This is a genomic window from Streptomyces albipurpureus, from assembly GCF_023701525.1.
GTDB classification, from domain to species: domain Bacteria; phylum Actinomycetota; class Actinomycetes; order Streptomycetales; family Streptomycetaceae; genus Streptomyces; species Streptomyces albipurpureus.
In genome coordinates this window covers 250,114-272,760 of sequence record NZ_JAMQAW010000008.1, presented here as the reverse complement: position 1 = coordinate 272,760, position 22,647 = coordinate 250,114, and the positions used below count along the sequence as shown (strand labels likewise).

Genomic DNA, 22,647 nt, shown 5'->3' with positions numbered 1-22,647 from the left:
GCAGTCGCACCCTGCTCCTGCGGCTGAAGATCACGGCCAGCCCGCTCAGCAGGCCAACGTACGCCGCGACGACCAGCCAGACGCCCCATCGGGGCAGGTCCAGGCCCAGTCCCGCCAGGAAGACCCACATGATCGCGGCCGTGGCGTATGCCGCGCCGGGGCCGTCCGACGCCCGCCGTTCGATCTCGTCGTACACCCGCTCCTGCGGCACCCGGATGCGCTGAAGGTCTTTCCAGGCCTGTTCGGCATCCACCGGTGTGCTCACGGCCATTGCCCTCCCATCACGATTCAAGGCGGTCGTTCACGGCGTTCTGCGGGTGGTCCACGACGTAGTTCGCGAGAGGTCGGGACGGCGTGTGGCCGCGCTGGACGCGCCCCCCTTTTTACTTTCCTGTTGGGAAAGCTACCCCCGACTTTCCTGGAAGGCAAGTCAGGGGTGCGCCTGTGTCGACGCGGGCGAACCGCGGGTTCGCTCAGCCGGCCTCGGTCCGCGGCGGCAGCCCAGCGGCTTCTGCCCTCCTGGCGCCGCTACGGCACTGAGCTGGGCCTTCTCCCGCCAGACCTTCGGTTTCCGTCGGCTCGTACCAGGCTCTTGGCAGGTGCGCCGGTCTCAGTGGGCCATCAGCCCGCCACCCGTTCCGGTCTGCTCCTGTGAGTCCGCCAGTGTCGGGTAGTCGCTGTACCCCGTCGCCCCTCCGGTGTACATGAAGTACTGGTCTCGCAGGGGGTTCAGCGAAGCCCCGGACCGCAGCCGCTCGACCAGATCGGGGTTGGCCAGGAAGGCGCGCCCCAGGGCGATGAGGTCGGCTCCGGCCTCCAGCAGGCGTTCGCCCGCAACGCGCCCGCCGTCAGCGGGCAGCGGTACGCCCCACCCGAGCAACGGGTTGGCGATCAGCGTGCCTGGCCAGGCGGCCCGTATGCGCCGGAACAGCGCCTGCTCCGGATCCGCGAACACCAGGTGCAGATAGGAGAGCCAGCCCCTGCGCGCGCCACCGCCCGTCTCAGTGTCGATCGCAACTGGGCTGCCTCCCCTCGATCCGATCCCCGCCAGCGCCTCCACCAGCACCGGGTACAGGGCCTCGGTATCGTCCTCCCGTACACCGTTGAACACGCCTCCGGGGGAGATCCGCACCCCCACCCGCTCCGGTCCGATCGCCTCCGCGACCGCACTGACCACCTCGACGACGAAGCGGATGCGGTACTCGACGGGACCGCCGTACGCATCCGTACGCCGGTTGCTGTTCGTCGCCATGAACTGGTGCAGCAGATGCCCGTTGGCCGCATGCACCTCAACCCCCTCGAAGCCCGCGGCCACGGCATTGCGCGCAGCGGCGGCGAAGTCCGCGACGGTCCTCTGGATGTCGTCCACGGTCATTTCGCGCGGCACCACGGACGGCTGCCGGCCGCTCGGGGTGTGGATGGTCTCGGGTAGCGCGATCGGCGATGGCGCGATGGGGACCAGCCCACTCGTTTCGGGGTGCCCCACCCGCCCCCCGTGCTGGAGTTGGAGAACCATCTGCCCCCCGGCGCCCCGCACGACCTCGGTGACCCGCCGCCACCCGGCGACTTGGGCTTCGTTGTGGATCGCCGGGATGTTCGGGTACGTCTGTCCGACCTGGTTCGGGGCGGCGGCCTCGGCGATGATCAGCCCGGCCGAGGCGCGCTGCGCGTAGTACGCGGCCATCAGGGCACCCGGCACCCCGTCGGCACCGGCCCGGTTACGGGTCAGTGGCGCCATCACCAGACGGTTCGGAAGGTCCAGGAGGCCGAGGCGGGCGGGCTCGAAGAGGCGGGATTCCACCCGGGTGTTCGTCATGCCGATACGGTAGAAAGTGACACTGGTGTCAGGTTCAAGCCCGGCGGGGCGAGGGGGCGGCGATGCGGATCGGTGAACTGGCGCGCCGGAGCGGTGTGAGCGAGCGTTCCCTGCGCTACTACGAGCAGCAGGGCCTGCTCCGGGCCGAGCGTACGCCCGGCGGCCACCGGAGCTACCAGGCCTGGGCGATCGACCGTGTCGTCCGGATCCAAGCGTTGTACGCGGCGGGCTTGAACAGCAGGAAGATCGCCCAACTACTGCCGTGCATGCGCGACATGGACGGGGGCCCGAGCGAGCACGCGACGCCCCGCCTGGTCGGCGAACTGATCGCCGAACGCGACCGCATCGACAGTCTCATCGCGGGCCTGGCACTGTCCCGCGACGTTCTGAACGAGGCCATCGAAGCGGCCGGTGGCACAGCCGGAACCAGCACCGCGTAGGGAATCCGGCATCCACGGCCGCACACCGTCGCTGGGCCACGGGAGGCTCCCCCATACGCTGGTGATGTACACCTCTAGCCTCTGGCCGCATACCGGGCGGTCAGAGGCTAGAGGTCAACGAGTCAGCGAGTCAGCGAAGGGTGCGGCAGGCGGTGCGGGCCGTCATGCGTCCGGACGCCAGTCGAACGGGAAGTGCTTACTGGACCCGCCACGGTACTCACGGGAGAAGTCAAAGCCTTCGGCGCGGTCCGCACTCACCACACCCCACGTCGCGACCTGACCGGGCCCCACCTCCGCCCCAGGGGCATTGATCAACTGCACCCGGCGCTTGGGGTCCGACGTGGGACCGGTCAACGCCGTGGCGCCCACGCTCACCTTGTCGGAGACGGTCGCACTCCAGTATTCAAGATCGGTCGCGGCGTCAAAGAGGATCGGGGCGTACCGCACCGCGCGCACTTCGCTGATCAGTGAACCGAACTTCCCCGGCCACCCCCCGACGTTGCCGCGGAAGATGTCCTCCAGGGCATCCCGCTGCGCCGGTGTCCCCTTCGCATCGATGTAGAACATCGCCGTCATCGTGGCGTCGGGGTCGTCCACCCACATGTTCCCGGCGAACTCACCGAGCGCCACGACGCCCAGGCCATCCAGCCGCACATCCCCGAAGTGCCCCTCATGGATCTGCCAAACCAGCGTGAACAGGCAGGAGCCGTTCGTCGGCGCCTGCGCGAAGGTGCAAGGACAGGGCATCGAGCAGCTACACACATCGAACCACTCACCCTTGAGGTGCCAATTCGCCTCGCTCATCGACCATTCCCCTCTCTCATACCCCGGCGGGGTATATATGCACGTGAGGTTAGCCGCAGCCCCCAGCGCCGTCAAATACCCTTAGGGGGTATGTCAGTTGGAGTGGCGCGCCGGGCTGCGGCGCCAGCTCCGCCCACCCGACCGCAGTGCGGCCCCGCGATATGACTGACCGTCTACTCGACCACGCAGTAGGGGGATTGGCGTTGCAGAACGTTCCCGGTGATGTTGCGGATGGAGGTACCGGTCAGGGGAGGATCACAGAGGCGGCGCGGTAGCCGACCAAGTTGCCCGGATGGCCAAGGGATTGACCGAGGAGTCCATCGTGCGTAGTTCCCAGAGCGTCACGCCCACCGCCCGGAAGAACGATCCGGTCCAAGGAGAGTCCGCCCCGGCGGATGCACTCCCCTACCTGCTCTACCTTCCCGACGGTTACGACCTCGATCCCGACCGTCAGTGGCCGTTGGTGCTGTTCCTCCACGGCGCCGGCGAGCGCGGGTCCGATCTCCTCGGAGTGACAACCCAGGGCCTGCCGAAGTCAGTGGAAGCGGGAGGCGACTACCCATTCGTGATCGTCGCGCCGCAGTGTCCCTGGCACAGCTCCTGGACCAGCGAGTTGACCACGCTATCGGTGCTACTCGACGAGGTCTCCGTCGAGTACCGAGTCGATCCGGACCGTACCTATGTCACCGGCCTCAGTATGGGAGGCCGAGGTACGTGGGCGATGGCGACGCGCTACCCGGATCGGTTCGCGGCTATCGCGCCGATCTGTGGGGGCTGGCTACCCGAAGCGGTCGGCCGTATCCGCCGGCTGCCGGTGTGGGCCTTCCACGGCGAGGAGGACACCGTCGTCCCCATCGCGCACACCGAGGAGTTGGTGGCGGCCCTTGAGTCCTTCGGTGGTGATGTGCGGTTCACCCGCTACCCGGACACCGATCACGACTCCTGGACGCGGTCGTACGACGACCCCGAACTCTACGCATGGCTCCTAGCCCAGCGGCGCGGCGGCTGAGTGCCGCTGAGGTCATCCTGTGGTGCCCACACCCATCACCAGGTGATCGCTCAGGCCTGCGGTGCTCTTCCCACGCGCGCAACCAGCGGCCGAGCGGACACCCTCCGTCTACCGGCGCTGGTGTCACGAGGTGGAACGACACCAGTAGCGCCCGACGATGAGTTCCTCAAGTCCACGGAGCCGGGGCCGCGCCCATCCGCGCATGGGCGACGGGGTGTTCAAGCGCCAGCCGAAGACCGGAGGCGAGGTGGGCCGCCTCGCCAACCTCGCACGCCGCCCGCAGGGTCTCCCCAGGGGTCTCCGTCGCCCGGGCGACGACATCGAGAACGATCTCCCTGTGCGGGCCGCTGAACCGGGCCAGGCAGAACCAGTCATCGACCGGCTCCCCGAAACGGGCCCATCCAAGATCCAGCGGCGCCGTCACACCTCGACCACTCGCGAGCCAGTTGCCCCCATGGCAGTCCCCACGGACCGGAACAACTGGACGTGCGCGGCGCCTCGGTGGCTACCTCCAGCACTCGTCCCCCGCCCACACCTGTCACCACCGTGCTGGACCCTGCAGCCGTGGCAGCGGCGTCCGGCGCCCCTGAAGGCATCACATGAGGTGCGACGACCGGTAGACCATCGGGGTGGCTCGCTCCCTGCGCACAGCTGGGAGGATCATGGCCTCTGTCGCCAACGACCGGGGATGGGGGCAGGCCGCCCCCCTGCCACAACAGTTCAGAAGGGCTTCACATGGGGGACCTCATGGCCGGCGCGGTCATCGCACTGATCTGCGCGGCCATCGGCTACGCGCTGACAGGCGACCTCTGGGTGGCGACGATGGGCGGCACCATCGCCTGCGTCACCGCCTGGGGCCCGCGCATCTTCGGACGGCGCTGAGCAGACCCGGCAGCGCACCGATCAGCCTCGGCTGAAGGCGCGCTACCGAGTTCGCGGCTCACGCTGCGCCACCATCATCATCACCAGGCCGAACAACGCCACCACAGCGCCCGGCATGGTGACCGAGGAGCGCGTGCCCCAGTCATCCAACAGCAAGCCGCCGACCAGCTGGATGACGAACGCAGCAGCGATCGTGAGCTGCGCCCAGCCGAACAAACGGGGCCGAGCGATGTGCCGACGCTGCCACGGCGGCAACCAGCCCCACCCGAGTGCGGCCACTCCGCAGAGAGCGAAGAGCAAAGCAGCCAAGCCGACCGCTGTGCCGAAGTAAGGATCCACAGCCTGTCCCCCCACTGAACATGATCATGCACGCCATCAGACACCGGTGTGAACCACCGGCTTCCCTGGAGCATCTCACCACTGGCCCGAGCCACACCGCTGAATACTCCGCAGCGCCCACGGGCTGTGCCGTCCCTGATGGACCGAACCCCGCAAGGGGAGCCGTGCTCGTTGACCGCCCGGGCCCAGGAGCAGCCCGCTGCGACCGCGAGGGTTGCTGAACGCCATCGTGATGCAGCACGATCACCAGATGTCCCCCACGTTGAACGGGCACACGGCAGACCCCTGCCCCAACTGCCTGGTTGAGTCCATCCACCTGGGCAAGCCGATGTCCGTTGCGGGGCGTGTTGTGGTCGGCTGCGTCTGCGACCACTGCGAGCACTCATGGTCACGACCGGTCGAGGACGATGTGGAGGTCCACGACAATGTACGAGTGGATCTCCCCGAAGGCACCCGATACGGAGAGGTCTGGCAGATGGAAGCCGACCGAATCCAAATCCGCGGTCCAGTCGCTGGGCAGCTGCTCTGGGTGGAACGTTGGCAGGTCAGGATCTACTGACCCGCACCACGCGACCGTCGGGTCCCAGGCACCCACCATGACCAGCGCGTACCTTCTCAGACGCCCCATTCGCGCCCAGGGCTGTCGTCACCAGGGAGACCTCCATGACCACCACGACGAATCGGCTGCTTCTCTGCACCCTCGCCAGCCTGATCGCACTCACCGCCTCAGCCTTCACCACCGGCATGCCGAGATGGCTGTGGGCAGTCTGGGCGGTCCTTGCCCTGGTGACGGTCTGGGTGGTCGCAACCGACTCCCGCAGCAACTGACGACCGAGCACGGTGATGCGGCGAGCGAGCAGCCGCAAACGCACCGGTGCTGACGCTGTTTGACCTGCGCGCAGACTCTGTCAGTGCGGCCGCTCAGCCTAGCCTTCGCCCACCGGTGAGGCGCCGCTCCCGTCCCCGCCACCCGGGCCGGGGGGAGGCCGGTCGGCGCCCGCCATCGGAGCTGTGCGGCACACCGAGCATCCGGCGCATATCCACGGCGTCCCCAACCAGAAAGGCCGTTTCGCACCCTCGCGGAGCCCGTTCTCCCTCGGGGCCGAGCCGGGCTCCCGGCAGAGACGACAGGGCCGCTTCGGGCCCTTCAGCGGTTGGGCACCACACCACCGGTACAGGCGTCGTCCCGGTTCTCCGTGTGCCCGGCCGAGTTCGAACTGTGGCCGCTGGCGCTGATGGGTGGCCAGAACGATGCCGGACCACGGGGGTCCACTCAGGTTGTACTGCCACAGCCTCCAGCAGTTGCTGACGCTACTGGTGGAGAATTCCATCATCCGGTAGAGGGTGCTCCGGTAGAGACAGAGCCTGTCTGACGCACAGACCGAGGGCCTTCCCCTCGGTAGGGTCGCGTTCGGTGAGGAGCCCCAGGAGGCGGATGACGGCCTTGAGCTTCTCCGTAAGGGATAGGGGGCGGCGTGGGCCGGGGCGGCGAGGAGGTCATCGAGGTCGGGCGTGAGACGACCAACGGCCACACCGGTCGGCGGGTCACGGTGCGGTGTGATTTTCCCTGGTACGACGTCTATCGGTGCAGGCGCGGGAGTGCCAGGGTGGTCCGGAAGGGAGCGCTCCACTCGCGCCGATTGGGTGGGGTTTGGTTCTGCCCGCGTCCCCCGTCAGGGCTGGGCCGCTCCCGGTCTCTCCTGGCTCCCCACGGGAGGGACGGTGGAGACGGGTCCGGATGGGGGCGCGCTCATCGCCCCCATCCGGGATGCTCATCGTCCCATCTGGCCGGGTCGGGGTTGAGCGCCTGTGCAGACGGTCAGACCTTCTTTCCCATCGCGGCGTGCAGCCAGTCGAGCGGTGCTGCCGACAGCAGTTCGTCGGCGAGCAGCTTTCCAGGGGTGCTGCAACGACTCCTAGAACCCGAGGTCACGGTGGGGGCCTTCGCCCGTGGCGCCGGCCTCCCAGCGCGGCAGCCACAGGATCACCGACGGCGCGTATCAGGCGGGCGCGGGGAGAACACTCCTGCCCCGTCCAGGCGATGACTCCCGCCGATGTCGACCGGGCGTTCGATACCCGCGCAGAGGGAGATATCTGAACACGCAACAGAGCATGATCGCGTGGGGATGTGGCATCTCTGTGGCATCCGGCCACGGGAAGGCCCCCCGATCGCGGTGACCGGAGGGCCGGATACAGGCTCTCACCTGCTATTTCCTACTGGTGGGCGCGGACGGTTTCGAACCGCCGACATCTGCTTTGTAAGAGCAGCGCTCTACCCCTGAGCTACGCACCCGTGGATGAGAGAACAGCGTACATGGCATCGGGGCCCGCCTCCCAAACCCGGTCCGTGCGGCTCCCCACGAGCCTGCGGCAGTAAGTCATCGCCAAGGCTTCGCTCGATCGTCCTCAGGTCTGCCCGGGGGCTATCCCCACCCTCAACAGGGTGGGCGTCCGGATCGTGGCGGAGGTTCTGGCGCACCTACCGTGAAGGCACATCGGCCGGACCAGCAGGGGGAACGATCACCATGGCAGCACTCCGCAACAGCAGCCGCAGGCCCATCGACCGACGGCGCGCGGGGGTCGGGCGTGGGCTCGTCGGGCTGGTAGGAGGGGGAGGGCTGCTGCTGGGGTTGGTGGGGTGTGGGGACACCAATGTGGATGGGGCTCCGGTGGAGAGCAAGTCATTCCCCTTGGTGGGGGAGGCACTCACCATCGACAGCGACAACTCGACTCTCAAGGTCGTCGCCGCCGATGTGAAGGAGGTCCAGGTCAGTCGGCAGGTCGACGGATGGGTCTTCGCGGGGAGCGGGCCGAATCCCTCGTGGAAGATGACGGAGGGGAAGCTGACCCTGCGGATGGACTGCGATGCCGTCGCCAGCGACTGCCAGGCGCGGCACACCATCAAGGTGCCCCGAGGAGTCGCCGTCACCGTCGAGGACGACAACGGAGGGGTGACCGCCACCGGTTTCACGGCCCCGCTGAGGATTCACTCCGAGAATGGCAAGGTCACCGTCCGCGACACCACTGGTGACCTCACGCTCAGGAGCGAGAACGGGACCGTGTCCGCCCAGGGCGTCTCCGCCAAGAGGATCACGGCGGAGTCCGACAACGGGGCGGTGCGGATCGGGCTGAAGGAGGGTGCCGTACCCGATCGGGTGGAGACCTTGTGTGACAACGGGGATGTGGATATCAGGCTGCCACAGGCCGGGGCTCCCTACGCCGTCACGACCAGGGCCGACAACGGCTCCACCCAGGTGGACGTGCCCACGGACCAGGGCAGCCCGCGCAAGGTGACAGCGCGTAGCGACAACGGTTCGGTCAAGGTGCGGATCGCCGAGTGATCGGCGGTCGGGGGCGGTCGCGAACCATCTGACCCGTGTGTTCGTCATTACCTGGTGGGAGAATGAATCAGGTACGGCGACGCAGCACGGGAGAGGGATGTGACGGCGACACAGACGCAGCCGCATGCAAGAGCGAGCGCGAGTGCCGTCCGGGGTGTCCTCGATCTCATCGGGCTGGTGCTGTCGCCGGTGCCGTTGCTGGTCGCGGTGCTGCCTGCGGCGTTCACCGGCGGGGGCCAGCGTCGCTGGTTCGGTGGGCGGGCCGACAGCCAGCGGGCCGAGGCCCAGGCCGCCAAGGACGACGCGGCAGCCGCCTTCTACGATCTGGACACCGCGCAGCGCGATCTACGGATCTCCATCGAGACGATCAGTGCGGTGGACAGCTCGCCCGGCGCACGACGAGCTGTCGACGACTTCAGCGCGATCGGGCGGCGGATCGACGAGGCCAGTCATCAGTACATCACCGCCGTCGATGCACATGATCTCGACCGGGATGACCTGGAGGCCTCCGTGGCCTCCCGTGCGCGGGGCGAGCTCAATCGCGCCAAGGACGAGCTGGTGCGGGTCAAGGGGGATCTTGACCGGTTCGCCGACGGGCTCGGGCCGCTGCTCGACAAGGCGGAGACGCAGCTCGCCCGGCTCGCCCCCGCAGTAGAGCGGGCGAGAGCCGCGCTCCTTGCTGCGAGCAATGCTCTCGATTCGGTGCGTGAGTCCGGATTCAGAGCAGATGACCTGGCGGGACGGCTCGCAAGCCTTGCCCCCGAGCTCACCAAGCTCAACCAGGGCGCGGGACAGCATGGTGTCGCCGAGACCATCCACCGTGCGGACCAGGTGCTCCGTGACGCCGAGGCCGTACGCGCGGAGGCCGAGCGGCTACCCGAGCGTGCCGCCGAGATCGACAAGCGGCTGGTCTCCCTGCGTACGCGCGCACAGGCCCTCACGACCCGCGCCGACTCCGTCGAGCCCACCCTCAGCGAGTTGCGCCGCAGGTTCTCCGCCGAGTGCTGGCAGGACCTCCAGTCGGTGCCCGAGCAGGCAACCCAGAGCGTGCATCAGGCCGAGGAGAAGCTCGGCGCGGCCGCCAAGGCCCGTGAGGAACAGCGCTGGCCGGATGCCACCGCCCTGCTAGCGACCGTGCGCGCGCTGCTGAACACCACCGACGAGGCCGTCTCGGCCGCCGGAGATCGGCTTCAGCGGCTCAACGCTGTCGCCAAGGACCCCCAGCAGGAGATCGACCGCACCCGTTTCGCGGTACGGGACGCCCAGCGGCTCGCGATGTCCGGCCGCAACACCCCCGACCCCCGCCACGCCCGACCGCTGGACGATGCCGTCGCCCGGCTCCAGCGGGCCGTCGACTCCCTCTCCGGGCGCCATCCGGACTACTGGCACTTTCTGACCGAGACCGAAGCCGTGCGGCGCAGCGCCTCCCGGGTCGTCGAGCAGATCCGTGAGGATCGCGGCTCAGGGGTGAGCGACAGACCCTAGACGGGGCCGGGGCGAATGGTCCGCACTGCCAGATGTCTGCGTGATTTGTCCGGAGGCAGGCACTGGCGGATGCTGGTGGTACGAGTACGTCATCGAGGAGGCCGGATATGGCCGCACACGTACTGCACCGCAAGGATTCCCGTTCGCGCCGGGTCAGGTTTGACGAGCATCTGCCGGTCGACCACCGCTTGAGTCGTGTCTACCAGGTCGGCGCCGGTCTGATGGGACTGCTGCTCCTTGTCTTCGGCATCCTGGGACTCATCGACAAGATCGGCTTCTTCGATACCCAGGGCGACACCGTCGCCGGGCTGAACACCAATGGCGCGCTGAGCGTGCTCTCCATCTGTGTCGGGGTCCTGCTCTTCGTCGGCATGGTCGTCGGCGGCAACTTCGCCTCCACGCTGAACATGGTGCTGGGCATCGCCTTCATCGGCAGTGGCTTCATCAATCTCGCCCTGCTGGACACCGGCTTCAACCCGCTGGCCTTTGAGATTCAGAATGTCCTGTTCAGCTTTGTGGTGGGCGTGTTGCTGATGTTCTTCGGGATGTACGGAAGGGTCAGTTCCACGCTGCCGCATGACAATCCGTACTGGAAGGCCAGACACCCCGACCACCGGAGCAGGACCGCGGAAACCGCTTCCGCCCCGCCAGCCGCAACGGATGCCACCCCCCGGCCCCACAGCGGAGGGAGCCATGGACCGACCGCGTAGCCTGGGTGCATGCCTCGATACGATTTCCGCTGCCGCAGTTGTGGTGACACCTTCGAAGTGAACCGGCCCATGGCCCAGTCCTCCGACCCGGCGAGCTGCCCCGCCGGACATGAGGACACCGTCAAGCTCCTGTCGACCGTTGCCGTCGGAGGGAGTACCGCCGCGCCGGCACCGCAGTCAGGTGGGGGTGGTGGGGGCGGCTGCTGCGGTGGCGGCTGCTGCGGCTGACCAGGGTCCTGGCACCGCTCACCCCGTTCCCAGCTCAACACAACCGCGAGCGAGCGCAGCGAACCGGCACCGGGTGCGCAGGGTTCTGGAACGGCCGCATCTGACGCCGTTCCGCGCGGTGACCCGGCACCGGGTGCGCGGGGGTTCCGAAGCGGCGGCACCTGGCGCCGTTCGGTGGCGCCCGCCCCGCTCATGAGTCCAGATAGCGCAGTACCGCAAGCACCCGGCGCGAGTACCCCACGCTCTCGCTGAGTTCCAACTTGTCGAAGATGGCGTTGATGTGTTTCTCAATGGCGCTCTGCGACACATACAGCCGCCGCGCGATCGCCGCGTTGGCATGGCCCTCCGCCATCTGCGCCAGCACCTCCCGCTCTCTCGCCGTCAGCCGGGAGAGCGGGTCGGTGCGGGTGCTGCGGGCCGGCAGTTGACGGACGACTTCGGGATCGAAGGCCGCCCTCCCCCGCCCCACTCCCTCCAGCGCCTCAAGGAACTCGTCGATCTGGACCACCCGGTCCTTCAGCAGGTATCCCACTCCTTCCGGGTCCGAGGTCAGCAGTTCGGTCGCGTACCGCTTCTCCACGTACTGCGACAGCACCAGCACACCCACCTCGGGCAAGCGGGCGGCGACGGATCTCCAGGGCCGCGCGCAGCCCTGCCTCGTCCAGGACGGTCGGATACACCCGCCAGGCGACCTCCCTCAGCTCGGTGAGGGCGAGCCGGCTCGCCTCATGGGCCTGGAGCAGCAGCTCATCGGCGCGGTCGGGATCGCGACCGCGCCGGGCGCGGCCCAAGAGCATCCCCAGCGCGACCAGCCGCTGCTGAACGCCGTCGTGCAGATCGCGTTCGATGCGCCGACGCTCATCGTCGACGGCGCCCATGACCTCCGCCCTGCTGAGGGAGAGCTGGGCGATACGTCGTTCCAGCTCGTCCTCGCGGTTCGGCCCCAGGACGCGGCGCACGAGGAGTTCTTCCAGCAGGGCGGTGCCGTACACGCCCTGAGCGCAGACGAGAACACCGAACAGCCCGAGGAAGCCGGTTGCGGTCACCGCGAGGGGGTACGCGATGTCCGTGAAGAGCCAACCGAACAGGGCAAAGGTCATCCAGGACAATCCGACGGCGGCGCAGGCCAGGACGAGGCCGCCGAGAACACCCAGCGGAATCCGGGCCATGAGATAGCGGGTGGCGCGCTCACGCTCGTACCGGTGAGGGGCGGGCACCGGGGTGGCGAACCAGCGGTTGAGTCTGCGCAGCTCGAACTCGACGGCTCTGTCGATCAACGCTTGCCCGGGGCGCGAACCGATCGATGGATCACGGGTCCAGGGGCGGGTCAGCATCATGGCCGTACCGACCAGAAGCAGCGGCAGGAGAGCGCCGACCGCGGTCAGGGCGCCGAGGGCCGATCCGTATGCGTACCGGCCCGCGGCGAGCGCCACCGACTTCACCGTCGCAGCGGTCTTCACCGTCGCAGCGGTCTTCACCGTCGCCGTCGGCGCGCCCCGTCCGGCCACCCCGGCCGGTCCGGGTGGAGGGACGGGTCCCGGAGTCTCCTCCAGGCCACCCCACGCTGTCGAATTCATGATCGGAAACGCTAGCCGGTCGCCTCGTCCCGCACACTGGGGTAGACCGCAGTACATGACTGATGTCCCCTTCAGACTCTCTTCAGCTGCGGTTTTCTACTGTGGAGCACATGGATCACATGATCGTTAGCGCTGCGTCGGGCCTGGAGAGCAGTGCTCCCGGCTGGGTCAACAGCATGATGGAATCGCTCGGCGCGCCAGGGGCGGGCATCCTCATCGCGCTGGAGAACCTCTTCCCCCCACTGCCCAGCGAAGTGATCCTGCCGCTGGCCGGTTTCGCCGCGAGTACGGGACATATGGGGTTGATCGCGGCCCTGCTGTGGACAACCGCGGGTTCGGTGGTCGGCGCCATGGCCCTGTACGGGGTCGGAGCGCTGCTCGGTCGGGACCGTACGGTCCGGATCGCCGCGAAGCTTCCGCTGCTCAAGGTGGCGGACATCGAACGTACCGAGGCGTGGTTCGGCCGGCACGGCGCCAAGGCGGTGTTCTTCGGGCGGATGATCCCGGTCTTCCGGTCGCTGATCTCCGTGCCGGCGGGTGTGGAGCGGATGCCCATTCCGCTGTTCCTGGCGCTGACGACGCTGGGCAGCGCCATCTGGAACACCGCGTTCGTGCTCGCGGGTTATGCCCTGGGTGAGAACTGGGAGCAGGTGGCGGGGTATGTCGCCACCTACTCCAAGGTGGTACTGGTGGTGGCGGTCGTGGCGGTGGTGGCGTTCATCGTCGTGCGGCTGAGGAAACCGGGAGCGGGGACCCGGCGCAAGTAGTGCACCAGTGACGCGGTGCCGGGCTTGACCGCGAGTGACCGCGAACCACCGGCGCCGAAGGCCCCGCCATCGCCATGAGCGGCCCAGCCCTGCTCACGGCGGGCCGCCCCGCCACCGCTGCCGGCTCCGCTCCCGCTCGGCTACGCGGCCAGGAATCGGCGCACGATCTCCTCCCCCGCCAGCACCCCGGACTCCTCCAGCGGCTCCACATGTGCGGCGTGCCAACCGGAGTCGGCCAGTTCACCGTGGCCAGGTCGCCAGCCGCGGTCAGCGGCCAGCAGCAGATCGGCGTCGAGCAGCGAGTCACCCGCAGCGAGCACCCGCTGTGCCCCGATGCGGCGGGCCACCTCACGGACCGCCGCGCTCTTGGTGAGGGGCTGCGGCACCGCGTACACCTTGCGGCCCTGGAGGGAGACCGCCCAACCGCGCGGGCCTGCCCAGGCCGCGAGCTCCTTCAGCCAGCCGTCCGGGAGCAGTTCGCGTTCGATGACGAGGTAGGCGAAGAGCTCCTCGGCGATGCGTTCCTTGCGCAGCCAGGCCGGGTCGGAGGTCGCGATCAGATGCGCGCGTACCTCGGCGAGCGGAACGCACTCGTCGGCGAGTCGAGCGGCCACCTGACGCTGCCAGTCGAGGTCGGACACCCCGTCGACGAGGATATGACCGCCGTTGGCGCAGATGGCGTACCGAGGGGCCGGTATCGGCAGTTGGATGCGTTGGTACTGCTCACGGGTGCGGGTGGTGGCCGGGACGAACTCCGTCTCGGCGGTCTCGGCGGCGAGGCGGGAGAGCAGCGAGGCGGCCGTCTCGGTGACGAAGGACAGCGGCTGGCCCTGGTACACCTCAACGCACAACAGCCGCGGAGCCTTTGCGTCCGGCATGGTGAGGTTGAGGGCCCTGGGCGAGTAGATGAGCGTGCGGTCCAGATCGCTGGCAACGAGGGTGCGGGCGCTCACAGTGAGGTCACCGTCTTGCCGTCCGCGCCGGTGGCACCCCGGGTGTACTGCGGGTGGATCAGCCCGACACAGCTGTACGGAAGCTGACCGACCTCTTCTACCGGCACCCCGCGCTGCTCGGCGAGCAGCCGGATGTGGTCCAGCTCGGCGCCCGCTCCCGCGCGGGCGAGGATCTTCCAGGGGACGCGGCGAAGAAGTACACGAGTGGTCTCACCGACGCCCGGTTTGACCAGGTTCATATCGTGGATTCCATACTCCTCGCTGATGCGTTCCACCGCGGCCCAACCCTCCCAGGTGGGGGCGCGGTCCGCCGCAAGCAACTCCTTCGCGTCGGTGTCGACCGCGTCGGCCACCTCGTCGAAGTGGGCGGCGACGGTGTCGAGGAAGTGGTTGGAGAGGTCGGCGTCGGTCAGCTCCGCATAGAACTTGGCGCCGTGGTAGTCGTGGGGGCCGACCAGGTCGGAGCGGAGGACGGTACGGGATATGAGCCCGGAGACCGTCGAGTTCAGACAGGCCGAGGGGATGAGGAAGTCCTCCCGGGTGCCGTAGGTACGGACACAGCCACCGGGGTCGGCGAGTACGGCGATCTCCGGGTTGAAACCGCCGAACTCGGAGATCGCGGCGGCCAGTTCGCGGGTGATCGCGCCCTTGCCGGTCCAACCGTCGACGAAGACGACCGCGGCCGGGTCATGGTGGTCGGCGAGCCAGCGCAGGGCGTTGGCGTCGATCCCCCGGCCCCGGACGATGGAGACGGCGTAGTGCGGAAGATCGATGCCGTGCCGCCGTTGGGCCCAGCGGCGCATCAGCACCCCCACGGGGGTGCCGGCCCGGGCGAGGGAGACCAGGACGGGACGGTCGCTCACCTCGGCGCGCTCGGCGAGCACCGTCTCGGTGACGGCGCCGACCGCCCGCGCGATGCGGGCCGCTGAGCTCTCCAGGGCGCTGTGGAAGAGCCGCTGGTACTCGGGGGTGGGCTGATACTCGACGGGCAGCGACTCCGCGTAGTGCGCGCCACCGTGTTGGATTGCCTCTTCGCGCTCCTCGGTGGGTGCTTCCAGCTCTACCTCCGACAGGTCCTGCAGCAACCAGCCGACCTCGTCCGGGGCGTACGAGGAGAAGGCAGGTCCGCGAAGGGGCTCGGCCAGGGCCGCGGAGGGTGAGGTGGGCGGCATGGCTGCCCTTTCGGGTGTATGGCTGGGAACGACCGCCAGCAGCAGACGGGGGGTGTGGGCGGCGAGCCGATCCAGCAGCCCCCCAGGAGCGTGCAGGGCGGAGGTGTCAGCGGTGGAGTCGATCACCAGCACGACAGCGTCGAAGCCCGCTCCCGCCACGTTGTAGGCGTAGCGCTCGCCGGGGCCGTCAGCGGGGTCGTCGTGGGCCGGGAAGACTATTCGGGTCCGTATGGCGTAGCCGGGGTCGTCGACGGCGAGCACGGGTGAGCGGGTGGTGGTGGAGTAGCGCACCTCGGCGTCGACGAGTTGCTCCAGCGCGGTGCCCAGCCGCAGCGGCGCGTACATCAACTCCTCACAGCCGAGCACCAGCACGCGCCGCGCCTTCGCTGTCGCCGCGACCGGCGGCGCTGCGAGGGCCGCGGTCGAGGAACCCGGGGCGGGCGCTGTGGTCTTCCCGCCGGGCGCCGGACTCTGGGTCTCCCGCTCCGCGCCGCTCGCGTCGAGCGCGGTGGCGGGGAGGCCCAGTGCTGCGGCGAGACGGGCGGCCATGTCCGGCAGGGCCCGTTCCAACTGGTGGCGGTGGTGGGGCAGGAAGCCATGGCGACCCCCGTCCGGGAGGTTCTCGGGCCATGCGAGGTCCACCCGGGTCACCGAGGGGCGTTCCAGGGCCGGGACGGGTGCTGCCCGCTGCTCGGCAGCACCGGTGCCTGCGGTGTGGCCGGTGCTTGTGTGGCCAGCGGGCTCAACACCCTTCGCCTGTGCGTCGGGTTCGGTGTGTTCGGTGTGTTCGGTGTGTTCGGCGTGTTCGGTGTGTTCGGTGTGTTCGGTGTGTTCGGCGACCAGGGCCTGGCCCTTGGCCAGTACGCCCTCCGGTAGCCCTACCGTCCCCGCGGCGAGCGCCACCAGTTGCACCTGGGCATCGATCTCCGCCGCGAATGCCTCCAGCCGCCCCTGATCCGCGATCGAGCGCAGATCGACCAGTGCCACCACCACATAGCGCTTGCGCGGGTAGCGCTCGTGGAGGGCGCGGATGGTGTTCAGCACGGTGTTGCCGGTGGAGAACTCATCGTCCACCAGCACCAGTGGTCCCGCCCCGGCCAGCAGTTCGGTGTCCTCGGGCAGCAGGAGGTGGGAGGTGGCGTGGGAGTGGGACTCCTCGAACCCGCCCGCGCGTTCCACCCCCGCGACCGGGCGGCGGGTGGAGTGGAGATAGGGGGCGAGCGCGACCCCGTCCGCCACCGAGTGGCCGAGCCCCGTCGCCGTCTCCGCGTAGCCGAGCACCACGGCACGGGAGGCTTCGTCATCGCCCAGCAGCGCGCGTACCCGGACCCCGAGGTCATACCCGGCCGCGTGCACCACGGCCGGTGACTGGGGCACGTGTTTGCCCAGCACGTTCGACACCAGCAGATGGGCCCGCTTGGGGTTGCGGCGCAGGGCCATTCCCAACAGCTCGGGCAGCCGCTCGTCTCCTTCGAGTGTGACGCCCAGCCGCTGTGCGACCCATGTTCCCGACCACTCCACGTCGACCGTCTCTCCTGCCATCGTCGTCATGGCCACCGGTACGGTCGCCACACTGCTGGGGGCCGTCGCAGCCGGGCCGGCCGTCGCGGCCTTCGAGATGTTCGCGGCTTCCGCCGCCATCCCGGCCTTCGCCATCGTTTCCATCTTCGCTGTCGCCGCCGCCCCTGTCGCCGCCGCGGTGGGTGACGTGCCGGCCGCCAGGGCCTCGGTGGTCGATCTCACGCTGAGTGGCCGGCCGTAAGCAGCTCGACAAAGCCGATGTCCTCCCTGGCCACGCCGAAGGCCTCCGCCCGCAACAGGGTGCGCTCCGCCCAGGCCCGGTGCGGCTTCACCTCGTTCATCTTGTTGGTGTACGCCGAGCGCAGCACCCCACCGCCGCCACGCTCCGGGCGGAGGATGTCCTGGGCGTCACTGAACTCCTCATGGCTGACCACGGACAGTGCGTGCACCGGCATCACATGGGAGGGGTGGATACAGGTCTTGCCCGTCAGGCCGTTGGCCCGATCCAGTTCGATCTCGCGCAGCAGGCCGTCGAGATCGTGCTGGATGAGGGCGGTGCGCAGTTCATCGGCCCGGCCCTCCATAAAGGGGCTGCGGCGCAGTTGCGGTTTGAACATGCGCTCCTGGACGCGGAAGTACTCGTATACGGGACCGGTCACCGTGTATCCCGTGCCGTCCGCGCGACCGAGGACATTGACCACGTCGGCGATGACGGATGCCACGATCTGGACGTCGTACGCCGTCATGTCGGGGCTGCGGCGCAGACCGTACGCGGAGCAGAAGTCGGTGACTCCGAGGCGGAGCGCCAATACTCGGTGGCGGTACTTGTCCACCGTGCGGGAGATACCGGTGAGGGTCTCGACCCGGCTCTCCAGATGGAGCAGTTCCGGGGATTCCAGGACGGGCATCGCGAAGAGTCGATGCCCGGTCGACGCCTCGGCGGCGGTGAGCGCTTCGAGGAAGGGAACCCCGCGCTCCTCGGTGAATTTCGGCAGCACGAATCCCGAAAGCAAGCGGACCGATTTCCCGAGCCGGCTGGCGAGGTCGGGGATCTGCCGCGGCTCCCGGACGCGAATGAAGAGCAGCGGCAGCTCGCCGCCTCGGGTATCGAGGTCGGCGAAGTGGCGGACCAGATTCTCCTCGGCCTCCACCACTTCGGCGTCATGGATGGAATCCTCCAGGCAGAGCACCATGGAGACCACTCCGCGTGCTACCTGCTTGCGCACGTCGTCGGCGAGTTGAGGTCGAGTGGCGGGGCTGTAGAGCGTTGCACCCAGGGCCGCCGCGAGCGTACGGGCGGAAGAGCCGGCGGTGAAATCGCAGGGCTCCTGATGGAACAAACGCTCACGCACGGCGGGCGAAAGCTGCCCGAAATGACGCATGAAACTCCCCGTACTGCTTGGCGGCCCGCCTGACTGACGTGGCCGGTAATAGTACGTACGAAACTGGCTCAAGAGTTCCCCGGGTCCATGAATTTCAGGCATCCCAGGTGCACCATGCATGTGTCTATCCGCAATGACACATGGGAGCTGGCACCGGGCGCCCGCTTGGTACACCGAGCAACCGGAAGGCGGAAGGATCAGGGAATACGACTGCGGTGCCCTGAGAGCCATCGCACACCGCCGTCGAGAGGCCCACAAAAGCCGGAACTACAGGTTCCGCATCGGGAACCGTGCGCCCGCGTTGTCCGGGTGGCCCCTGAGAAGGCAGGATGACCGCCATGACGCACGCGATGCTGAAGGGCTCGAACGTCCCCCTCGATGCCACGGCCGTACGCGCCGTGCTGCGCTGGACCCCGGGTGCCGGCGTCCCTGATGTGGATGCCTCGGCCCTGTTGCTCGGCCCCGACGCCCGGGTGCGATCCGACGAGGACTTCGTTTTCTACAATCAGCCGCGCCACCCCTCCGGCCTGGTGCGACGGCTGTCGAAGAAGCGCGTCGCGGGCCATCTGACGGACACCGTGGAGGCGGACCTCTCCGCCCTTGAGCCGTCCGTCGACCAGGTCGTACTCGCCGCCTCCTCCGACGGGGACACCTTTCAGCACGTACGTGATCTGCGGATACTGCTGTATGACGCGGCTGTTTCCGACGCCGAGCCGCTTGCGGTCTTTGATGTACAGGCGGAGACCGGCGCCGAGACCGCCATCATCTGCGGTGAGCTGTACCGCCGCGGTGAGGGCTGGAAGTTCCGTGCGGTGGGGCAGGGCTATCCCACCGGTCTGGTCGGTCTGGCCACCGATTTCGGCATCTCGGTGGACGAGGGCGAGAGCATCGGGGGCGGCTCGGCCGACGGCGGCGCGACGACGGCCGTGGTGGGCTCGCCCACCACACCCGCCCCGCCGGCGCAGCCTCCCCGGCCCACGGCTGAGCCCGCCTACGGATATCCGCAGTCCGGCACCAGCCGCCCCGCCTACGGCTACCCGCAGCCCGCTTCCGGTCCAGCGCGGCAGGGGTACGGCTACCCCCAGTCCGCCGCGGCCTTCGTTCCCGACCCGGATTTTCGGCTGCCGCCGATGGGCCCGCAGTTCGCCCGCCCCTAGCGCACCGGGCGGTAAGGGCCCTGGGCGGGTCAGACGCGGGACTTGTATCCGCGGCCCCATTGCAGGCCCCAGCCGTAAAGTCGGTCCAGCTCCGCCTGGAAGCCGTAGACGAACTTCACTTCACGGCGTACGACCAGATCGCCCTTGGTGTTGTCGACGGAGAACACCGCGCATGAGCGGGCCTCCGGGGCACGCTCGTCAAGCTCTATCTCCACCCGGGGGCCACTGCTGGGGTAGAGCGTCACATTGGCGTGCGTACGGTCGAAGGCGGGGGTCTGGTCGTAGATGTAGACGAAGAACAGCAGTCGCTTGATCTCAGCGTGATGATCGAGGTTGACGTAGATCGTCTCGCCGGAGCCCGAGCCGAACCGGTCATCGCCGCTGAGCTTCACGAAGGGCGCTTCATTGGTGGAGCCGAAGAAGTTGCCCAGCGGCTGGACCACGCCCTTGCTGCCGTCGTTCAGCTCATAGAGGCAGCCGAGGTCAAGGTCGACATTGACCATGCCCTGGGTGTGGGCCTGGACCACTTCGGGCTTGAAGAGTCTGAGCGGATGCCGCAGCAGGCTCTGCCGCGACCTGCCCTCGATGTCGGACGTCCGCATCCGCCAGGAGAGATTGACCCGCAGATGACCGCTGGCCGCTCCCTGCTTGGTGAGCGACACCGACGGGCGGCGCCGATTCAGTGAGATGGAGTTCGTCGCGGAGTTACCCGAGTCGAACTGCGCCGACCTGCCCTGCCGCAGGTTGTCCCAGAAGGCCATGTCCCGCCCCTAGTCCTTTCGTTGGACCCCGCTCGTCCAGTCTGTGCGGCCTACCGCGCTGGGCCGTGCCCGAGCCCCGCCCCCGCGCACGGTGCGGGGCGGCGCCGAGGCTCGTGCCTCGAAGCCGCCCCGCTAGAGCGTTCCGCAATTCGCGGTCGGTCACACCCCCGCTCAGGAGTGGGACTCAGCCTTTTCGCCCAGGGCCTCCTGGGCCGCGAGCTCTCGGTTGCGTCGGACCGACGATACAAAGGACCAACCGATCAACGCCACGCCGATGAGACCGGTGATGAGCTCGTGGATCTGGTACTGGATGGTGATCAGAAGGATGATCGCCAGCGCACCGATCGCGTAGTGGGCGCCGTGCTCCAGATAGACGTAGTCGTCCAGCGTTCCCTGGCGCACCAGGTAGACGGTGATCGATCGGACATACATGGCACCGATACCGAGGCCCAGGGCCATCAGCACGATGTCATTGGTGATGGCGAACGCGCCGATGACTCCGTCGAAGGAGAACGAGGCGTCCAGGACCTCTAGGTAGAGGAACATGAAGAAGGCTGCTTTTCCGCCCACGGCCATGGCCGTGACCTTCTTGCCGCTCTTGCGAGCCTGCTCCTCCTCCTCGTGTTCGCGCTCCTCCTTTTCTTCGAGCTTGTTCTCGAAGTAGCTGGAGAGGCCGCCGACGATCAGATAGGTGATCAGACCGGCGATACCGGAGAGCATGACGGTCTCGGCCTTGTTCGCATGGCCGCCACCGTGTTGATGCGCGTTGACAGCGAATGTCATCGCGGTTCCCAACAGCACGATCAGGGCGATGCAGACCGACAGCATGTCGACCTTGCCCAGCTTGGCGAGCGGGCGCTCCAGCCAAGCCAGCCACTTGATCTCCCGGTCCGTGAAGATGAAGTCCAGGAAGATCATCAGAAGGAACATTCCACCGAATGCGGCGATCGACGGATGAGCGTCGGTCACCAGTTCCTCGTACCTGTCCTTGTCGTTGAGCGCCAGTTCGACCGCCTCGATGGGGCCTAGCTGGGCACTGACAGCGACGATGAGGACGGGGAATACCAGTCGCATACCGAACACGGCGATAAGAATGCCGATCGTGAGGAAGATCTTCTGCCAGAAGGCATTCATCTTCTTCAGGATTCCGGCATTGACCACCGCGTTGTCGAACGATAGCGAGATCTCAAGGACGGACAGGATCGCTACGATCCCAAACGCAGTCCACCCTCCGTAGAGCACCGCTGCGACCAGACCGAGCGCGGTAACCGCGAACGACCAGCCGAAGGTTTTCAGAACCACTGGCACCCAATCGTTTTAGGTGGGGGTACCCCCGGGCCATGCCCGGGGGAGTAGCGCCCACGCACCAAGGACAGTTCTCCGCGCACCACGCGGAGTTTTACGAAACATTGACCCCGAAGTCTAGAGCGATCCCCCGCAGACCCGACGCGTACCCCTGCCCAACGGCACGGAACTTCCACTCCGCGCCATACCGGTAGAGCTCACCGAAGATCATCGCCGTCTCGGTCGAAGCGTCCTCACTCAGGTCATAACGCGCCAACTCCTGACCGTCCGCCTGGTTGACCACGCGGATGAAGGCATTGCTGACCTGGCCGAACGACTGACCACGACTATCTGCATCATGAATGGAGACGGGGAAGACTATCTTGTCCACGGTCGATGGAACCTTGGTGAGATCCACGATCAGCGACTCGTCGTCGCCGTCGCCGTCACCCGTGAGGTTGTCGCCCGTGTGCTCGACGGAACCCTCGGGGCTCTTCAGATTGTTGTAGAAGATGAAGTAGTCGTCGCCCAGGACCCGGCCGCCGCCGCAGAGCAGCGCGCTGGCGTCGAGGTCGAAATCGGCACCGGTGGTGGAACGTGCGTCCCAGCCCAGTCCCACCAGCACCTGCGTGAGATTCGGCGCGACCTTGGAGAGGGAGACGTTGCCTCCCTTGGCGAGCGTGACACCCATGATCTGGTCCTCCCCAGCTAACGATGTGAATTCCAGGCACATCCGACCCGGAACGTCTGGCGTGCTTGCACGGGCACGCCTCCCCGTTCGTACGGCTGCGTTCCTCCGGCCGCACGGCCCCCGTGGGGCTTGCGCGACCGCGTCCCGCTCAGTGGTTCTCAGTGGTTCTTCATGGTTTTCGGTGGGGCGCCCCGACCCGCCCGGGTGCCGTACGGCACCGGCTTGCGCGGCGCTGTCCGCGCATCGAGAGAAACCGAGGGAAATCGGCCCACTGGCACAGACATGCCCTGATCACACCGCGCTATGCCGATGGGAACAGGCACGTCCG

The 22,647-nt window shown here is 68.0% G+C and carries 22 protein-coding genes, 1 tRNA gene and 2 pseudogenes; 12 read left to right on the top strand and 13 right to left on the bottom strand.

Features of this window, described 5'->3' with window-relative positions; genetic code table 11:
• Both NBG84_RS10310 and NBG84_RS10305 read right to left on the bottom strand, forming a co-directional pair.
• Positions 1-271, bottom strand: a pseudogene (locus tag NBG84_RS10310) (hypothetical protein); the annotation flags it as partial.
• 339 nt (positions 272-610) lie between these two features.
• Positions 611-1,816 (bottom strand): alkene reductase, encoded by a 1,206-nt coding sequence (locus NBG84_RS10305; RefSeq protein WP_250919023.1) that lies wholly within the window; start codon positions 1,814-1,816, stop codon positions 611-613.
• Between the two features lie 62 nt (positions 1,817-1,878).
• Here NBG84_RS10305 and NBG84_RS10300 point away from each other — a divergent pair, with 62 nt between their 5' ends.
• Complete coding sequence (locus NBG84_RS10300) at positions 1,879-2,256, top strand: MerR family transcriptional regulator (RefSeq protein ID WP_250919022.1); 378 nt, start codon at positions 1,879-1,881, stop codon at positions 2,254-2,256.
• A 162-nt stretch (positions 2,257-2,418) separates the two neighbouring features.
• Here the strand turns inward: NBG84_RS10300 and NBG84_RS10295 are convergent, their stop codons facing one another.
• Complete coding sequence (locus tag NBG84_RS10295; RefSeq protein ID WP_250919021.1) at positions 2,419-3,060, bottom strand: DUF1326 domain-containing protein; 642 nt, start codon at positions 3,058-3,060, stop codon at positions 2,419-2,421.
• Positions 3,061-3,352: 292 nt separating this feature from the next.
• Between NBG84_RS10295 and NBG84_RS10290 the strand changes: the two genes are divergently transcribed.
• Positions 3,353-4,069, top strand: coding sequence for a carboxylesterase family protein (locus tag NBG84_RS10290; RefSeq protein WP_250919020.1), 717 nt, complete (start codon positions 3,353-3,355; stop codon positions 4,067-4,069).
• A gap of 166 nt (positions 4,070-4,235) precedes the next feature.
• Here the strand turns inward: NBG84_RS10290 and NBG84_RS10285 are convergent, their stop codons facing one another.
• Positions 4,236-4,493, bottom strand: coding sequence for a hypothetical protein (locus NBG84_RS10285; RefSeq protein WP_250919019.1), 258 nt, complete (start codon positions 4,491-4,493; stop codon positions 4,236-4,238).
• Positions 4,494-4,804: 311 nt separating this feature from the next.
• Here NBG84_RS10285 and NBG84_RS10280 point away from each other — a divergent pair, with 311 nt between their 5' ends.
• The gene (locus NBG84_RS10280; RefSeq protein WP_250919018.1) at positions 4,805-4,951 is read left to right on the top strand and encodes a hypothetical protein; all 147 of its coding nucleotides are present in this window, start codon (positions 4,805-4,807) and stop codon (positions 4,949-4,951) included.
• 42 nt (positions 4,952-4,993) lie between these two features.
• On the opposite strand, the gene NBG84_RS10275 is transcribed toward NBG84_RS10280, so the two are convergent.
• The gene (locus NBG84_RS10275; RefSeq protein WP_250919017.1) at positions 4,994-5,290 is read right to left on the bottom strand and encodes a hypothetical protein; all 297 of its coding nucleotides are present in this window, start codon (positions 5,288-5,290) and stop codon (positions 4,994-4,996) included.
• Positions 5,291-5,540: 250 nt separating this feature from the next.
• Between NBG84_RS10275 and NBG84_RS10270 the strand changes: the two genes are divergently transcribed.
• Together NBG84_RS10270 and NBG84_RS10265 are read left to right on the top strand one after the other, a co-directional pair.
• Positions 5,541-5,849, top strand: a complete 309-nt coding sequence (locus NBG84_RS10270) for a hypothetical protein (RefSeq protein WP_250919016.1) — start codon at positions 5,541-5,543, stop codon at positions 5,847-5,849.
• Positions 5,850-5,953: 104 nt separating this feature from the next.
• Complete coding sequence (locus NBG84_RS10265) at positions 5,954-6,118, top strand: hypothetical protein (RefSeq protein ID WP_250919015.1); 165 nt, start codon at positions 5,954-5,956, stop codon at positions 6,116-6,118.
• 1,390 nt (positions 6,119-7,508) lie between these two features.
• Here NBG84_RS10265 and NBG84_RS10260 read toward each other — a convergent pair.
• Positions 7,509-7,583 (bottom strand) — tRNA-Val (locus NBG84_RS10260).
• A gap of 232 nt (positions 7,584-7,815) precedes the next feature.
• Here NBG84_RS10260 and NBG84_RS10255 point away from each other — a divergent pair.
• The 4 genes from NBG84_RS10255 (at position 7,816) to NBG84_RS10240 (ending at position 11,054) form a co-directional block, all read left to right on the top strand.
• Complete coding sequence (locus NBG84_RS10255; protein ID WP_250919014.1) at positions 7,816-8,631, top strand: DUF4097 family beta strand repeat-containing protein; 816 nt, start codon at positions 7,816-7,818, stop codon at positions 8,629-8,631.
• A gap of 99 nt (positions 8,632-8,730) precedes the next feature.
• Positions 8,731-10,116 carry a hypothetical protein gene (locus NBG84_RS10250; RefSeq protein WP_250919013.1) on the top strand — a complete coding sequence of 462 codons (1,386 nt, stop codon included), beginning with the start codon at positions 8,731-8,733 and terminating at the stop codon, positions 10,114-10,116.
• 107 nt (positions 10,117-10,223) lie between these two features.
• Positions 10,224-10,826: a DUF4383 domain-containing protein gene (locus NBG84_RS10245; RefSeq protein ID WP_250919012.1), complete on the top strand. Its 603-nt coding sequence runs from the start codon at positions 10,224-10,226 to the stop codon at positions 10,824-10,826.
• A gap of 9 nt (positions 10,827-10,835) precedes the next feature.
• Positions 10,836-11,054 (top strand): FmdB family zinc ribbon protein, encoded by a 219-nt coding sequence (locus NBG84_RS10240; protein WP_250919011.1) that lies wholly within the window; start codon positions 10,836-10,838, stop codon positions 11,052-11,054.
• A 190-nt stretch (positions 11,055-11,244) separates the two neighbouring features.
• Here NBG84_RS10240 and NBG84_RS10235 read toward each other — a convergent pair.
• Positions 11,245-11,932 (bottom strand): annotated as a pseudogene (locus NBG84_RS10235) (histidine kinase).
• An 818-nt stretch (positions 11,933-12,750) separates the two neighbouring features.
• Here NBG84_RS10235 and NBG84_RS10225 point away from each other — a divergent pair.
• On the top strand, positions 12,751-13,398 hold the full coding sequence (locus NBG84_RS10225) for a DedA family protein (protein WP_250919164.1): 648 nt from the start codon (positions 12,751-12,753) through the stop codon (positions 13,396-13,398).
• A 140-nt stretch (positions 13,399-13,538) separates the two neighbouring features.
• Here NBG84_RS10225 and NBG84_RS10220 read toward each other — a convergent pair whose 3' ends face one another.
• Positions 13,539-14,351: an HAD family hydrolase gene (locus NBG84_RS10220; protein ID WP_250919010.1), complete on the bottom strand. Its 813-nt coding sequence runs from the start codon at positions 14,349-14,351 to the stop codon at positions 13,539-13,541.
• Positions 14,348-17,074: a phosphoribosyltransferase gene (locus tag NBG84_RS10215; protein ID WP_250919009.1), complete on the bottom strand. Its 2,727-nt coding sequence runs from the start codon at positions 17,072-17,074 to the stop codon at positions 14,348-14,350. The genes NBG84_RS10220 and NBG84_RS10215 overlap by 4 nt, the downstream gene beginning before the upstream one ends.
• Between NBG84_RS10215 and NBG84_RS10210 the strand changes: the two genes are divergently transcribed.
• Positions 17,073-17,285, top strand: coding sequence for a hypothetical protein (locus NBG84_RS10210; protein ID WP_250919008.1), 213 nt, complete (start codon positions 17,073-17,075; stop codon positions 17,283-17,285). The genes NBG84_RS10215 and NBG84_RS10210 overlap by 2 nt on opposite strands.
• On the opposite strand, the gene NBG84_RS10205 is transcribed toward NBG84_RS10210, so the two are convergent.
• Complete coding sequence (locus tag NBG84_RS10205; protein WP_250919007.1) at positions 17,263-18,426, bottom strand: HpcH/HpaI aldolase/citrate lyase family protein; 1,164 nt, start codon at positions 18,424-18,426, stop codon at positions 17,263-17,265. The two genes, NBG84_RS10210 and NBG84_RS10205, sit on opposite strands and share 23 nt — an antisense overlap.
• Positions 18,427-18,755: 329 nt before the next feature.
• On the opposite strand from NBG84_RS10205, the gene NBG84_RS10200 reads away from it, so the two are divergent.
• Positions 18,756-19,583, top strand: a complete 828-nt coding sequence (locus NBG84_RS10200) for a TerD family protein (RefSeq protein ID WP_250919006.1) — start codon at positions 18,756-18,758, stop codon at positions 19,581-19,583.
• A gap of 29 nt (positions 19,584-19,612) precedes the next feature.
• Here NBG84_RS10200 and NBG84_RS10195 read toward each other — a convergent pair whose 3' ends face one another.
• From NBG84_RS10195 to NBG84_RS10185, 3 genes are all read right to left on the bottom strand, one after another.
• Positions 19,613-20,344 carry a TerD family protein gene (locus NBG84_RS10195; protein ID WP_250919005.1) on the bottom strand — a complete coding sequence of 244 codons (732 nt, stop codon included), beginning with the start codon at positions 20,342-20,344 and terminating at the stop codon, positions 19,613-19,615.
• Positions 20,345-20,515: 171 nt separating this feature from the next.
• Entirely contained in the window at positions 20,516-21,646 is a 1,131-nt protein-coding gene (locus tag NBG84_RS10190) for a DUF475 domain-containing protein (protein WP_250919163.1), read from the bottom strand.
• A gap of 97 nt (positions 21,647-21,743) precedes the next feature.
• Complete coding sequence (locus NBG84_RS10185) at positions 21,744-22,319, bottom strand: TerD family protein (protein ID WP_250919004.1); 576 nt, start codon at positions 22,317-22,319, stop codon at positions 21,744-21,746.
• Between the last annotated feature and the right edge of the window lie 328 nt (positions 22,320-22,647).

Bases quoted from the DNA above. Each gene is read 5' to 3' on its own strand.
- NBG84_RS10225 (WP_250919164.1), top strand. From the start codon at position 12,751: ATGATCGTTAGCGCTGCGTCGGGCCTGGAGAGCAGTGCTCCCGGCTGG.
- NBG84_RS10245 (WP_250919012.1), top strand. From the start codon at position 10,224: ATGGCCGCACACGTACTGCACCGCAAGGATTCCCGTTCGCGCCGGGTC.
- NBG84_RS10290 (WP_250919020.1), top strand. From the start codon at position 3,353: ATGGCCAAGGGATTGACCGAGGAGTCCATCGTGCGTAGTTCCCAGAGC.
- NBG84_RS10300 (WP_250919022.1), top strand. From the start codon at position 1,879: ATGCGGATCGGTGAACTGGCGCGCCGGAGCGGTGTGAGCGAGCGTTCC.
- NBG84_RS10205 (WP_250919007.1), bottom strand. From the start codon at position 18,426: ATGCGTCATTTCGGGCAGCTTTCGCCCGCCGTGCGTGAGCGTTTGTTC.
- NBG84_RS10255 (WP_250919014.1), top strand. From the start codon at position 7,816: ATGGCAGCACTCCGCAACAGCAGCCGCAGGCCCATCGACCGACGGCGC.
- NBG84_RS10280 (WP_250919018.1), top strand. From the start codon at position 4,805: ATGGGGGACCTCATGGCCGGCGCGGTCATCGCACTGATCTGCGCGGCC.
- NBG84_RS10195 (WP_250919005.1), bottom strand. From the start codon at position 20,344: ATGGCCTTCTGGGACAACCTGCGGCAGGGCAGGTCGGCGCAGTTCGAC.
- NBG84_RS10200 (WP_250919006.1), top strand. From the start codon at position 18,756: ATGACCGCCATGACGCACGCGATGCTGAAGGGCTCGAACGTCCCCCTC.
- NBG84_RS10305 (WP_250919023.1), bottom strand. From the start codon at position 1,816: ATGACGAACACCCGGGTGGAATCCCGCCTCTTCGAGCCCGCCCGCCTC.
- NBG84_RS10270 (WP_250919016.1), top strand. From the start codon at position 5,541: ATGTCCCCCACGTTGAACGGGCACACGGCAGACCCCTGCCCCAACTGC.
- NBG84_RS10185 (WP_250919004.1), bottom strand. From the start codon at position 22,319: ATGGGTGTCACGCTCGCCAAGGGAGGCAACGTCTCCCTCTCCAAGGTC.
- NBG84_RS10295 (WP_250919021.1), bottom strand. From the start codon at position 3,060: ATGAGCGAGGCGAATTGGCACCTCAAGGGTGAGTGGTTCGATGTGTGT.
- NBG84_RS10215 (WP_250919009.1), bottom strand. From the start codon at position 17,074: ATGACGACGATGGCAGGAGAGACGGTCGACGTGGAGTGGTCGGGAACA.
- NBG84_RS10210 (WP_250919008.1), top strand. From the start codon at position 17,073: ATGGCCACCGGTACGGTCGCCACACTGCTGGGGGCCGTCGCAGCCGGG.
- NBG84_RS10265 (WP_250919015.1), top strand. From the start codon at position 5,954: ATGACCACCACGACGAATCGGCTGCTTCTCTGCACCCTCGCCAGCCTG.
- NBG84_RS10240 (WP_250919011.1), top strand. From the start codon at position 10,836: ATGCCTCGATACGATTTCCGCTGCCGCAGTTGTGGTGACACCTTCGAA.